The sequence below is a fragment of the Halorussus caseinilyticus genome, from assembly GCF_029338395.1.
Taxonomy (GTDB): Archaea; Halobacteriota; Halobacteria; order Halobacteriales; family Haladaptataceae; genus Halorussus; species Halorussus caseinilyticus.
This window is the reverse complement of the sequence record NZ_CP119811.1, coordinates 145,785-158,781: the sequence shown is the minus strand read 5'-3', so window position 1 is coordinate 158,781 and position 12,997 is coordinate 145,785. Positions and strand designations below refer to the sequence as shown.

At 61.1% G+C, this 12,997-nt stretch carries 8 protein-coding genes, 1 pseudogene and 1 CRISPR repeat array (1 of these 10 running past the window's edge); of the genes and pseudogenes, 5 read left to right on the top strand and 4 right to left on the bottom strand.

Going from position 1 to position 12,997, the window contains the following annotated elements:
• Window positions 1-596: 596 nt before the first annotated feature.
• The 3 genes from P2T60_RS20220 to P2T60_RS20210 form a co-directional block, all read right to left on the bottom strand.
• Window positions 597-974: a hypothetical protein gene (locus tag P2T60_RS20220; RefSeq protein WP_276282654.1), complete on the bottom strand. Its 378-nt coding sequence runs from the start codon at window positions 972-974 to the stop codon at window positions 597-599.
• A gap of 186 nt (window positions 975-1,160) precedes the next feature.
• Window positions 1,161-3,215 (bottom strand): hypothetical protein, encoded by a 2,055-nt coding sequence (locus tag P2T60_RS20215; protein WP_276282653.1) that lies wholly within the window; start codon window positions 3,213-3,215, stop codon window positions 1,161-1,163.
• A 2-nt stretch (window positions 3,216-3,217) separates the two neighbouring features.
• A complete protein-coding gene (locus P2T60_RS20210; protein ID WP_276282652.1) occupies window positions 3,218-3,835 on the bottom strand; it encodes a DUF7504 family protein in 618 nt (205 codons plus the stop codon).
• Between the two features lie 384 nt (window positions 3,836-4,219).
• Here P2T60_RS20210 and P2T60_RS20205 point away from each other — a divergent pair, with 384 nt between their 5' ends.
• The 3 genes from P2T60_RS20205 to P2T60_RS20195 are packed head-to-tail and all read left to right on the top strand — an operon-like array spanning window position 4,220 to window position 11,102.
• Window positions 4,220-7,819, top strand: coding sequence for a hypothetical protein (locus tag P2T60_RS20205; protein WP_276282651.1), 3,600 nt, complete (start codon window positions 4,220-4,222; stop codon window positions 7,817-7,819).
• Complete coding sequence (locus tag P2T60_RS20200; protein ID WP_276282650.1) at window positions 7,771-10,485, top strand: hypothetical protein; 2,715 nt, start codon at window positions 7,771-7,773, stop codon at window positions 10,483-10,485. Before P2T60_RS20205 ends, P2T60_RS20200 begins: the two co-directional genes overlap by 49 nt.
• A complete protein-coding gene (locus P2T60_RS20195) occupies window positions 10,482-11,102 on the top strand; it encodes a hypothetical protein (protein WP_276282649.1) in 621 nt (206 codons plus the stop codon). The genes P2T60_RS20200 and P2T60_RS20195 overlap by 4 nt, the downstream gene beginning before the upstream one ends.
• 29 nt (window positions 11,103-11,131) lie before the next feature.
• On the opposite strand, the gene P2T60_RS20190 is transcribed toward P2T60_RS20195, so the two are convergent.
• Window positions 11,132-11,404 carry a hypothetical protein gene (locus P2T60_RS20190; RefSeq protein ID WP_276282648.1) on the bottom strand — a complete coding sequence of 91 codons (273 nt, stop codon included), beginning with the start codon at window positions 11,402-11,404 and terminating at the stop codon, window positions 11,132-11,134.
• A 278-nt stretch (window positions 11,405-11,682) separates the two neighbouring features.
• On the opposite strand from P2T60_RS20190, the gene P2T60_RS20185 reads away from it, so the two are divergent.
• A complete protein-coding gene (locus tag P2T60_RS20185; protein ID WP_276282647.1) occupies window positions 11,683-12,345 on the top strand; it encodes a hypothetical protein in 663 nt (220 codons plus the stop codon).
• Window positions 12,284-12,481 (top strand): annotated as a pseudogene (locus tag P2T60_RS22005) (DUF8186 domain-containing protein); the annotation flags it as partial. The gene P2T60_RS20185 and the pseudogene P2T60_RS22005, both read left to right, overlap by 62 nt.
• Before the next feature lie 78 nt (window positions 12,482-12,559).
• Window positions 12,560-12,997: direct repeats of the CRISPR family, unit length 30 nt; unit sequence GCTTCAACCCTACTGGGGTTCGTCTGTAAC; it runs 437 nt beyond the window's last position.

Genomic DNA, 12,997 nt, shown 5'->3' with positions numbered 1-12,997 from the left:
GTCCGGGCCGCACTTGCTTTACGAGCGTTACACTTTTCACAGACTGCGTTCGTAGCGTACATTGGCTTTCACACCTGATTCAGGAAGCCGTGGTTCGCGGGTGCTGGAACACCCGTGACCGTTCTCCACAAAAGTAGAGAACGCCCGATGAGCCTCGGCTTTCCTATCTATTCGTAGACACGGATGTAACTTAAAACTACTGGAAGCAATACGCAAGCTATAGCGCCGCTACCCCTAGAAAACCGGACTTTCAGACCACCGCAATAGTACTTAAACCGGCGGACAACCGGGGGCGAGACACACCGCCGCCGAGCAACCAGTGGTTAGCACAACTTGCTACCGTCGCCGACCCCTCTTCGCGGCCGGGAGCGACGACACGACGGCCGCTAACCAACGATAGCCGTCGCTCGTTCGCTCGCGTTGGCTAGCCACGATTCCACCTGTACGTTTGGGGCGCTCGGGCGTTCGAGTCGCTAACCAACAACCCGACTCCCGGATAGCGACGTGTTGGTTAACTACGGGTCCGGCCGTATTCCGACCGAAACCGACGGGCGTCCCGGTCGGCGTCGAAGCAAGACGTTCGGGGAGTCCGGCCGCTAACCAACAATCCAGTTCTCGGATAACGATGTGTTGGTTAGCCGGGTTGACCTGTCTGTCCCGCCCTCGGAATCGTGTCCGATATACCCGAGGTCCGAACGCATCGCCAGAAGCGACTCTGCCTCATCTCCGGCCGTCCGGTCGCTCGGGAATACGTCCGCGTTAGTGGCGAGTTCGACGCTTACTTGCCCGAGCGTACGCGCCGAAGACCGTCCGTGCCGCGTCCGAGCCTCCACCCTACTCGGGTACGTCTGGAACCCGACCGTCTCGACGCGATAGCCGCCGACATTGAAGCCGCCGTCGAAGACTTCTACGGCGTTAACCGGGATTGAGACTACATCGTAGTCCGTTCCTCCGGAATCGGTACCTATTGACAAATTCCAGAATCGTACCATTAAAAGTATTACAATCGACCGACACACTCCACCTGCAATGAAAGAGAAACTCACCACCCTCGGACGCAACCACCCGAAAGCACTCGGCGCAGTCTTTACCGCGACCCTCCTGACCCATCGCCTTTTCGAATATGGTATCACACCAACTGGAGACGGTCATCCCGGACCCTAACGTAGGTCTGACGCGGCAACCTCATTACTCCAGTATCGCTCATCGTTGAAATCGATGGGTATCAGGTCACTCTCTAGTATCTTGTCCAATTCAGACGCGTTTAGGTCTAAGGTAGCTAGTTGACCACCGACGAGGTAACGGGTGTCCGAATCGAGATACAGACTAAACGCAGTGCCAAGGCCGTGAGTCGGTGACGGGAACCCCTCTACTTCAGTCCGCCATGTTTCCTTGTCAGGGCAAGAAATTCTGAGGTAGAGCGGATTTCCGCTTTTGCAGTGGCAGAGTGAGAGGCCGCCGTTGCCGACGGTCATCCAGCGGGTTCCGGCGAGGAGTTGTTTGCGGAGGACGTGGACGCTGGTGCGGAGGGTGTGGCCTGCGGCGAGCAGGCGGGCGAAGTGGAGGCCTGCACGGGTGGCTATTGAGTCGGCGATGTCCGAGAGGGTGATGATGCCGCCGAGACTTCCCGCTTCGACGAGTCCCATGCCTTGCTCGTGGGAGTCACACGCGTTCAACAGGAATGCTTTGACGTTCACGTCCACGAGCGTCGTGGTGTCGAGGTGGCCGTCGGGACAGACGATACCGTCGTCGTCAACGTGGCCGATATAGTGGAGGAAATCCGCCGGGTCCGCGAGCAACTCGCGGAACTCCGCGACCGAGAGTTCCGTGTGCATCGAGATGTCGAACCGGTGGTGTTCGTTCAACTGGTAGTACTCCGAAACGACCTGTTCGTCCTGCATTGCGGTGTCGTTGCAGACGACGTGAATCCGTATCGGCGACTCGTCGGGGTCCACGTCGAGACTCCGGCGGAGCGACTCGACGGTGAGTTTGTTCGCGCCGACCGGCGGCCGGTCGCCCACCCACGCATGCCCAATCGTCTCGAACGGGACTGGCTCTGGTGTGACGAACTCGGTGGTGACTGGTTCGTCGTTCTTTGCGCCGAGGAAGTCCGTAATCACCTCCGGCGTCTCTTTCACCGACTTCGGGTCGGGGTTGGGCGTCGTCCGCACGACCGCTAAATCGTTGGCGACGAACGGAATCGCGTCGAGACTCTCCACCGTCGGGTCCACGTCCACCGTCAGCGGCCAGTCGGGAATTACGTCCGCGACCGTCTCGAACGACACGCCGAGGTACGCCGAGAGGCGGTCGGCGAGCGGCCGGTCGTAGAGCGCGGTGAACTCAAGGTCTACCTCGGATTCGACTAGCTGTCGCTCGTGGAGGTCGACCTGATAGTAGCCTTCGGTTCGCGTCACGCAATCCAGCAGGAACGTCTGTCGGAGGACGCGGCCGACCGTCTGCTCGAACCCTTCCGGCCCGTCAAGGCTGTACGCGAAGCCGTCGTCGGTGGCGAGTCGCGGCCGGTCGCCGGGGACGACTTCCGCGCCGAGGTAGTAGGCGAGCGACGACACGGGATAGACGTACTCGTACTCCGGTGGGACTTCGATACGGACGCCAGTATCCGGACGGTTGATGCCGTCGGGCGCGTCGAACTCGTCGCCGACTTCTATCAGTGGTGGATGCCCGCGGAGGGTCGGGAACGACCGTTCCGGACTCGTCGTTTTGAGCGCCGACCCGAGAAGCGACACCGCCCGCATCGCGCCCTCCGGATTCGGCGTCGTCGTAATCGTGCCTGCGGGCCGGTCGTGGAGCGACCGCACGCCCACCCGGACCACCGTCTCCCCATCGAAGTCGAGGCGGACGACATCGCCGTCGCGGTGAATCGTCACGGGCTGGTTGACTCGGAGGTAGAGTTTCGTCGGCGCGATATTCACTTCGAGCGTCCGCGGCCCGTCCGTCTGAAGCTGGCCGTCTGACGGGTCGAACGCGTCTGCAAGTCCATCGTCGGTGTGGAGAAAGATACTCGTCAACTCGGGAATCTGGAGCGCGGTCGTTACGAGTTCGACCGCGGTTTCAACTGGGAATCGGAAGTGGTCGCACGCCACCGTGTCCGGGGCGACCGGCGTGGCTGTCTCGACTTCGAAGTAGGCGTTCTCTATCGGGTCGAAAATCCGGATACCACGGCCGTCGTCGCGTAGTGTGACGGTCGGTTCCATGCTTACACCGGAATCCAGTCCGTGGTGATGTCGTCGGCGGGCAGATGCCAGCGCTGTTCGACCTGCTCCGGCTGTGACCGTAATTCGACACGCGCATCGAACAACTCTCCGTCGAGCAAGTACGCGGCACGCTCAGGGTCATCGCGGAACTGACAGTACAGCGTCCCATTCACCAGACTCACACACTGCGAGGCCGTCCGCACGAACCGCCGAACCGACTCTGACCCAACATCGGTCCCCAATTGGTCCAACGCCGTCACTCCGACCCGCAGGTCGTTCGCGGCGAGGTCGTACTCGTCACCTAACTCGTTGACCGCGGCCAATATGTCGTCGCTCACGACTCCAAGCCCGTCCGCCATCCCCGGTTCGGCGGTCGCCGCTCGACGCGCCTGCTCGCCGCTTACGAGTCGAACGCTCTCCATGTCGGCCGTCACCCCGTCGGGGAGGACACGGCCGGGGTTCCGGGGTTCGTGGGGTGTGACGAGAACCTGTTTCCGGTCGGGACCTCCGAACGACAACGCCAGTTGCTCGCCGAACCCATCTTCGTCCACGGTCCCCGTCACGAGGATACTACACCCCGTCTGTTTCAACTCCGCGAGTCGCTGTGCGAACACTCGCACTGTCTCCCGTCCGCTCCCCCGAAACAAACGCGAGACATCTCCAATCATTCTCATACCAGCCATTTCATCGTACACACATTAATTCTATCCGCTTCACCCGCGAGAGAACCCCCCGTTCCAGTTTCCGCAATCCCCCGCCAACATATCGGTCTGAAGAACCGCAGGGATGCCGGAGCCAACACCGAGAGACGGTTTGTCGTCGGAATGACCGCCGCTTAGTCCGTGAATTGCTATCAGTAACCGAGCAACCGAGTAACAGTCTTTCAGTATTTAACTACCTGCTATAACAGGTCTCATTCGTCTCTGTTATTTCAATCTTCCATTCAGTATCAGATTTTATAATACGCAATAGACACTTTAGATGCTAGTTTCTACTGCACTGCAATGAACGCTCGGAGCCAGCAGATTCTCGCCGTCGCCTTCTCCATCCTTATCGTCACGGCGACGGTCACGCCCGCCACCGCCGCCCTTGACTCGCCACCCTCCCAGTCCGACGCCGACCTCCCCTCACTCTCGTCGCTCGCCACCACCATCGCAGGCCACGAACTCTTCCCCGACACCCCCGGCAACGGCAACGGAAACGGACCGGGGAACGGCAAGGGGAACGGACCGTCGAAGACCACGACCACGACCGCGACCACGACGACGGCCGGGAATGAGACGACCACGCCCGGCCAAAGCCCACCGGAAAACCCCGGACAGGGACCGCCAAAGAACAAAACGCAGGGACCGCCCGAAAACCCCGGACAGGGACCGCCGGAGAACAAGACGCAAGGCCCACCGGAGAATCCCGGACAGGGACCACCCGAGAACCCCGGTCAGGGACCGCCACCGCACGCGGGGCCGCCGTCGTGGGTGCCGAACAAGGGCGGGAACTCGAACACGGACAAACGCGGCCCGCCAGAATGGGCGAAGAACGGCCAAGCCCCGCCACCAGTCTCGAACCGCTCGGCGCTCGCCAACCGGAGCGAACCACTGGCGAACGCGACTTTCAACGTCTCTATCCGCGAGAATGCGTCGGCCGCCGACTACCGGCTCGCCGCCATCGACGCCCTCCAGACTACCGAGTTCGACGCGCCCGGTAGCTCCGCCGACGACCACCGCAGACAAGCCCTCCGCGAACTCAACGAATCACTCGATTACGTTCTCGACGCCAACCGCACCACCTCCGCGGAACTCTTCGAGCGCGACAAAGAAGCGAGTACACCCCCGCAGTTCGCGCCGAGCGTCACGAAACTACTGGTGCGGTCGGACGAGCGATTAGCTCATACGGCTATCGCGGACGCCGACCGTCTCGCCACGACTCTGAACGACCGGAACGTCTCGTTCGACCAGCAAGCCGTCGCAGAGAACATCTCCGGGGCGCGCCGAGCAGTCGAGCGCGCCGAGCGGTTCCGGGCGCGCGGCCAACAGCATACCGCCATCAGCCAGTACCGAGTCGCGTGGATTCACGCCCAGCAAGCCCTCGACGTACTCGACCTCGCCGCCACCCCGAACGTCACCATCACCACCCGCGAGGACATGCCCCACGAGGAGAACGTCACCTACGCGGTTCGCGGCCGCGTCTTCGACGTTCGAGGCCACGAACTCGCGTTGTCGCTGTCGTTGAACGGGGCGAACCGGACGCTCGACCTCGCCGTGAATACGACGCCGGGCGCGGTCGGCACCTTCGAGACGAACGTGACGCTTTCGCGGCAGGTCAACCGGATTACGGTGTCGGCGACCGACCCGAACCGGCGATGGTCGCCCGACTACGGCGGCGAGAACGCGACCGTCGGCCGGGACGTGCTTCGACTCGACGGCGATGGGTTGCCGGACTTCTACGAGTTGAACGTGACGGGAACCGACCCCTTGGGGCCGGACAGCAACGCTTCGCGGACTTCGTTCAACGAGTCGGGCAACAACATCACGGACGGGGCGGAGGACTTCGACAACGACGGGGAGACCGCCGCGCAAGCCTACTGGTTCGACCTCGACCCGCTGGACAACGACACCGACGGCGACCGCCTACAGGACGGCTTCGAACTCCAGTTCCAAGCGCTCGACCCGCTGGACACCGACTCCGACAACGACACGGTTCGGGACCCCGCCGAGGACCTCGACAACGACTCGCTGTCGAACCGCCGCGAGCAGACAGCAGGTACGAATCCGGTCGAAAACGACACCGACGGCGACACGTTGAACGACTCGGCGGAACTCGCCAACGAGACCGACCCCTTGTCGCCCGACACCGACAGCGACGGTCTGCGTGACCCCGACGAGTACGAAGTCGGCACCGACCCGACCGACCCCGACACCGACGGTGACGGCGTGCTGGACAGCGACGAGACGTTTGCGACCGAGACCACCGACGAAGAGACCGGCGTCACCGTCAACGTCACCGGCGAAGGCAACGTCGCGGGCGCGGTGTCGGTGAACACGAGTTCGCGGACGATTCTGGAGACCGCGAGCGTGCGGAACGCCAGCGCGTCGAGGGCCTACGACTTCGAGGCGGAGGCGAACTTCTCGACGGCGACCATCTCGTTGCCGTACAACGACTCGCGGGTCAGCGCCGAGAACGAGACGACGCTCGGCGCGTATCGGTACAACGAGACGCTCCAGACGTTCGTCGCCGTCACCAACTCGACGGTAGACACCCGCAACGACACGGTGACCGCCGAGACGCCGCACTTCTCGACGTACACGGTGCTGTCAACTGAGACGTGGGAATCGCGGTTCGACCGCGCGCTCCCGGACAAGTGGTCGAACACGGACAACTTCAGCACCCTCGACGGCTGGGAAGAGGACGGCAACGTCTCGACGGCGACGGTCGACCGCGCCGGAGTCGCCACGAGCGACGCCGCCAGCGAGGAGTCGGCGGCGGTAGTCGGGTCGCTCACGCGCGAGCAGACCGAGCGCAACTGGTCGAAGCCGTCTGAGACCGAGAGCGAGACGACTACGACATCGGAGGGGTCCGAAACGACGACCACAGTGACGGCGACGACGACGGAAACGGTGTCAGGTTACGAATACTGCGAGCAGTCCGGGCCGGAGAGCAACTGGGGATGTGAGCCGACCGAGGAACCCTCGGAGACGACCGAAGAGGAAGTGTCGAACCCGGACCCGAAGGTCGACTCGGACGGCGACGGAACGTACGACCGCTACGACGACTGTCCGGCGACGCCGGGTGAGAACAACGGGTGTCCCCAGCATAGCGACAACGACGGTATCAAAGATTACAACGACGAGTGCGACAACAAGGAGGGGTACGGCGACGGGTGCCCGACCCACAGCGACGCCGACGAGGTGTCGGACTTCCACGACGAGTGTCCGAACACGCCGGGAGTCCGCGAGAACGGGTGTGCGAAAAACACCGACGGCGACGACTACAACGACTTTTTCGACGACTGTCCGGACGAACCGGGGACGCTCTCGAACGGCTGTCCCACCGACGACGACGGCGACAACACCCGCAACTACTACGACGACTGCCCCCAGTTCCCCGGCTGGAAACCCAACGGTTGCCCGCGAGAGTCGAGTTTAGAACGCACCGTCACCTTACGCGACGCCGAAACCGTCACGCTCGGCGTGGTGGCGAAAGCCAACGCCATCAGCTATCGGTCAGTGGCCGAACTCGTGGTCATCGGGCCGGACGGCGAACGCACTCGGGTCTACGGCGAGGACAACACGTACGCGAGTACCGAGAGCGTCCGCGAATCCCAACTCGGCGCGGAGGCTGTCCTCCCCGGCGGCGGGGGTGACGCTCACGGGGATTTCGAGGCGGTCGAACACGACCTCTCGGAGTACGCGGGCGAGCAAGTCACCATCAAAATCGAGACGGTCGGCCGCGCCACGTTCGAGATTGACGCGCTGAAACTCGGCTACGACACCGACGGCGACACGTTGTACGACGCGGTCGAACGCGGGACGTGTGGCCTGCGGGACGGCCGGGGGCAGTGTCAGACACCGACCCGCGGCTGGCGGACACCGACGGCGACGGGTTGAGCGACAGCTACGAGGTGGGCGAGCGCCAGCAGGTTCACGGTCGGGTGTACAACCGCCTGCGGAGCAACCCGACGGTCCGGGACACCGACCACGACGGCCTCTCGGACGCCCAAGAGCTACGTGGGTTCGACACCGCGGTCACCCGGAGTCCGGACGCCTCCCGGAAGTATCTCAACGGCGAGTCGCCCTCGGACAAAGCCGAACATCTCACGACGGAGTGGACCAACAGCAACCCCTTCGCGTACGACTCGGACAACGACGGCCTCTCGGACCGCGAAGAGTGGCTTCACAAGACCGACCCGAACAATCCCGACAGCGACGGCGACGGCCTGCTTGACGGCCGCGAACGCGCGGTCGGCGAAGACCCGACACTCTACGACTATCGGCCGCCGGACATCCGTCTGGCCAGATACGGCTATCTCGCCAACTACAGCGAGATGGAAATCGAGTACATCCTCGAGTACCTCCTGTTCGACCCCAGCGGCGTCGAACACACCGCCGTCGAGAAGAACGGGAAGACGCGCTACCGGGCGTCGCCGAACGCGGTGTTCAGTCGCCACGACGGGTCGTTCTCGGTGTCGGGCGTGAGCGCCGTCGCGGACGAACTCGCGGGCGCGACCGTCGAAGTCACCGCGACCGACAGCCACGGCAACCGGAAGAAAACGGTCGGCATCCGGAAAGCCAACGCTGTGGGGCGTCTCGCCGGGAAACTCGACGCGGACACGATGTACGCGACGGGGGCCGCCGAGAAACTTGGGGCGCTCTCTGGCTTTTCGGCGGGGATGGGCGGCACCATCAAGTCGCTCCTCGGGTTGGTCAACGACCCGCTCGGATTCGTCAAAGGACTGACCGGCCTCATCGACCTACTCGACGAGTCGGGCCTGCTCGGGATGTTCCTCGACGCGATGGTGTCGAGCCTCCAAGACAAACAGAAGACGAACAACCCCTACGCAGAGGGGTCGGCGCTCTACGACGAGTACCGTAATAGCTGGTATGCGGGCTACACCGTCGCGTTCATCACGAAAGCGATTGCAGGCGCACAAGCCACGAAAGTCATCAAGAGTTCGACGTACGCCCAGAAGGTCTCGAACTTCGCCAAATCCACGCGCGCAGGCAAGGCCGCGATGCGAGTGAAAGCACCCTACGACCGCGGAAAAGCGCGGGTGGCGACCGGGTTGGCGCGAGCGACCGAGCGAGCGTCGGGACCGCTACTCCGGCGGGCGAAGTCGGCGGGTGCGGCCTATCGACTCTGGCGGTTGCAACGCGAAGGCGAGGTGGACACGAGCGACCTGTCAGACATTGAGCGCGACCGGGTCGTGCGGTACCTCGCGCGCCATGGCGCGGACGGGGCTGAGGACCTCCGACGGATGGACGACGCGGACTTCGAGGCGTTGTTCGGCCGACTGTGCGGCAGTGGTCTCGGGACACAGCGATTCGCTGGCGGAGGGTGTACGGAGCTATCCGACCGCAAGCAACGAGCGTACAGCGATGCAGTCACGGAGACGGACGTGGACCCGAGCGAGTTCGGCGCACGGTTAGACACGACCGACGTGAAAGACGCCAACGCCCGGCTAGCCTTCGCGCAGACGAGTCGCTACGGTGTCCGGATGGCCAGCGACCTCGACGACGAAGCACTCAACCAGTTCGTTAAGCTGGATACCGAGTCTCAGCGGTTGCTCGTTCAAGCGTGGCGGTCGGAGAGTATGGATGTGTCAACCGCCGACGTAGACTATGTTCTTAAGCGCATGGGGTCGCTGGACTACTATGGAGAGAGAAATCTAGTCCAATTAGTTGCTACGACGGGCGGCGACGGTATTTCGTTACTCCGTGGCTTCGACGATGCGTCTGAAGTACAGGAGTTCTTGACGTTCACCGTTGACAAGAGTGGCTACGATGTTCCAAGCGACTTAGAAGACGACGTTCGGAATTCACTTGCAACGTCGTATGGGTACAACCACATCAGCGCGGAGTACACTGGCCGAGTCACTGACGATATAAGAGTCTTAGATGGCGATGAGCGAATCGAAGGTGTTCCTGAAGTCCTGTACGGTGATCCTAATGGCATCACGAATCTACCGGCTACACCGACATTAGCTTACAATCGGATTAAAGGTAGTACGTACGAACTACGGTTCGCCCGCAACAAATTGCGTCCTAAGCTTGATTCAGGAGACACCCTCAGGTTAGATTATACGCCAGACCTTGACTTTAGTCGTCTTAGCGATGCGCAACTTGAGGACATCGCAAAGAAGGTCTATGGAAGCAAGAACGATGTCGAAGAGGTTCGAGACGATCTCGGACTGGACTCATCGAATAATAAAGACCCTGAGTTCGATGGTTTCAAAATCGATAGCGATGGCGGTGATGTCTACTACGAGGCAAAGAATGTAAAAACATTACGGGAAGAAGAACTCAAAAAGAAAGCAACGTTTATGTTTGCACTTGACAAGCTCAGCAGTGATGTTGACGACGTACGGATGGTGCTATACTCCGGAAATGAGGAAGCAACTCAACAGATAGCCACGAAGATTGACAAGGATTGGTTTACTGTTAGAACATACACTGTCCAACTACGACCATCCTCGGATCGGAATTCAGCGTTAAGCGCGGCGGTTGTCGAACCAAAAGAAATATCAAACGAACTCAAAGAACCAGTTACAATATGACGGAGTTTCATTTGCTCGCTGGATTTCTCTGCGAAGAAACTAATCCTGTCGAGTCAATCTCACAGGTTCAGAACTATCTTGACGAAGACTCCTCTAACGACCTTACATATGTTTCAGAAAGGGAAGACAAGCTTAGGCTAAAATCCAATTCAATCCACACCTATCTCTCGCCCGAGAAAATGTCCCATGTATTCCCGTACAACAAACAAATTTTATCGATGGGAATCGGTTTAGATGAACTTCGTCGGGATGACGGCGACAAGAGGTTGGCCTCGTTTCTCGAATTTGTGACGCTCATCTATCACGCGACCGATCCGCTGTACGGTTTCGGGATGCTCTCGTATCGACTTGAAGCAATTGATGTTGAAGTTCCGCCACCGATTAGCGACAAGAAGTTGGCCGAGAACCGGATTAACCATCCGACGTGGCTAATGTTGTTCCCGCCAGAGATGGTAGAGGCGTACGGCCGTGAGTGGTTGAAGAGCTTGCCCGCCGCTCGTATTGACTCGCTTGATGACGGTGGCTTGCTGGTTATTACTACAATGGAGGTTACTGACGCGGATGCCGTCTACGAAGCGATGCAGAACATCGAACAGGCGTTCGATGAGATTCAGTAACAGACGGGTCGATTACTATCCTCCAATAATTATCCGTCACTCGCTTCGAGGTCGCTGACAGAAAGCGCCCCCTCAATGTATTCTTGTCCGCGGTCGGTGATGCGATACGCGCCTTCCGATGCATCCTCGTGGCGTTCGAGGAGGCCGTGGTCGGTGAGGGTGCGACAGCGCTGGCCGACCCAATCGCCCGAGAAGTGGACGTTGAGTTTGAGCGACGCGGGTTTCATCCAGCCGCCGTAGCGTGCGAGTTCTTGGAGGATAACTTGGTCTGCCGGTTTCATCCAGTCGATTTTCCGGTACATGCGCTCTACCCGACCATCTCGCCGCCCCGCCATTAATCTATTCCATATCTCCCCGATTAGTCGCCTACCTACCCGTCTCTACACTCTAACTTACGTGTCGAGACTCGGCTATCCACCCTATTCCGAGGTCTCGTTTCTCGACTTGGTAGATCTGGATTTAGCGTTCGCCGAGCAGAACGTATTAGTGACGCTACGTCTCTATACGCTAGATACACTACCAAAGTTAGCTGTATAGATAGTTCAACTAATGCAGTACGAGCGGAGTGACTATCGAGGGTATGACAGGAAGTTATCCAGACGGCGAGGCGAGCGACAGAACGGAGTTACAGTGTCCGGCGTGTTTTACGACCGGACTCGACAGTATCGACCGTATCACCGGCCAGTACGACACGAGGCGCGAGGAGTACGTGTACGCGACACAGTGTCCGAACGACGATTGCGAAGTCGAGCGCGTGCCGCCCGAGGAGGTGCGGCGTCAACTCTCGTCGGGCGTCGGCGTCGGCGTTGGGTTCGATTTCGACCTTGCGGGTGTGGTCCGCGAGTTCAGTTTGCGGACGGCCGCGATGGTCGCGGCGGTCGGCCTGCTGGTCGTCGCGGCCGTACTCGCGTCTGGCGGCCTGTCGCTGTCGGTCGACCTCGGATTGGGCGGGACGGCGAGCGCGTCGGATGCACCCTACGAGAATCTCTCGACGGCCGACGCCAGCCTCACCGTCTCGGACGAGATGGGTAATTGGACGGTGTACGGCTACGGCGGCGCGTACGTCGTGACCGGCGACCTACACGGTACCGTCGTTTATCTCACTCCGGCGGGGAACGTGACGCGGACACCACACTTCTTCTCGTCGCGGGCGAGCGCGCGAGACGCGGTACTGGCGTGGCGTGCGAAACACGAATACCGACACTGGGTCGGGATCGGGGGTTGTGGTGGAGGCAGTCCTTAACGGTGAGACCGCGGGGATGCTCCCGGACACGGTGGATGTGGACGTGGTTGCGGGCGAGTACGAGACGACGCGGACGCTCGCGGTGTGTGCCGACGAGTTCGCGCCGACTGTCCGGGTTCGAGGGCTGGTCGGCGGCGTCGAGGGCGAGATGGTGAATCTCTCGGCGACGACGGGCGTCCGGCGGGTGCGGCAATCGAACCTCTCGGCGGCGGTTGCTTCAACCCTACTGGGGTTCGTCTGTAACAGTCGCCCCTTCTTCGGCGCGTCTGACGGTGCCCGTGCTTCAACCCTACTGGGGTTCGTCTGTAACCGCGGCCGGACCTGCATCCCGCCGACGACGGCGGTGCTTCAACCCTACTGGGGTTCGTCTGTAACGCCAGCACGTCGCGCTCCTCGACCCGCGGCCGTCGCTTCAACCCTACTGGGGTTCGTCTGTAACCGGGGCGAACGGCGTCCCCTTGTCGATGCCGAGCTTCAACCCTACTGGGGTTCGTCTGTAACCTCTCTTCATCTTGGTAGGCTCGCCAAGCCAGCAGGCTTCAACCCTACTGGGGTTCGTCTGTAACCGAGACGCCCTCGACGTGCCCAACCACGAGTTCGAGCTTCAACCCTACTGGGGTTCGTCTGTAACTATTCTCCCGTCAGGTCCTCA

Bases quoted from the DNA above. Each gene is read 5' to 3' on its own strand.
- P2T60_RS20215 (WP_276282653.1), bottom strand. From the start codon at position 3,215: ATGGAACCGACCGTCACACTACGCGACGACGGCCGTGGTATCCGGATT.
- P2T60_RS20205 (WP_276282651.1), top strand. From the start codon at position 4,220: ATGAACGCTCGGAGCCAGCAGATTCTCGCCGTCGCCTTCTCCATCCTT.
- P2T60_RS20195 (WP_276282649.1), top strand. From the start codon at position 10,482: ATGACGGAGTTTCATTTGCTCGCTGGATTTCTCTGCGAAGAAACTAAT.
- P2T60_RS20190 (WP_276282648.1), bottom strand. From the start codon at position 11,404: ATGTACCGGAAAATCGACTGGATGAAACCGGCAGACCAAGTTATCCTC.
- P2T60_RS20185 (WP_276282647.1), top strand. From the start codon at position 11,683: ATGACAGGAAGTTATCCAGACGGCGAGGCGAGCGACAGAACGGAGTTA.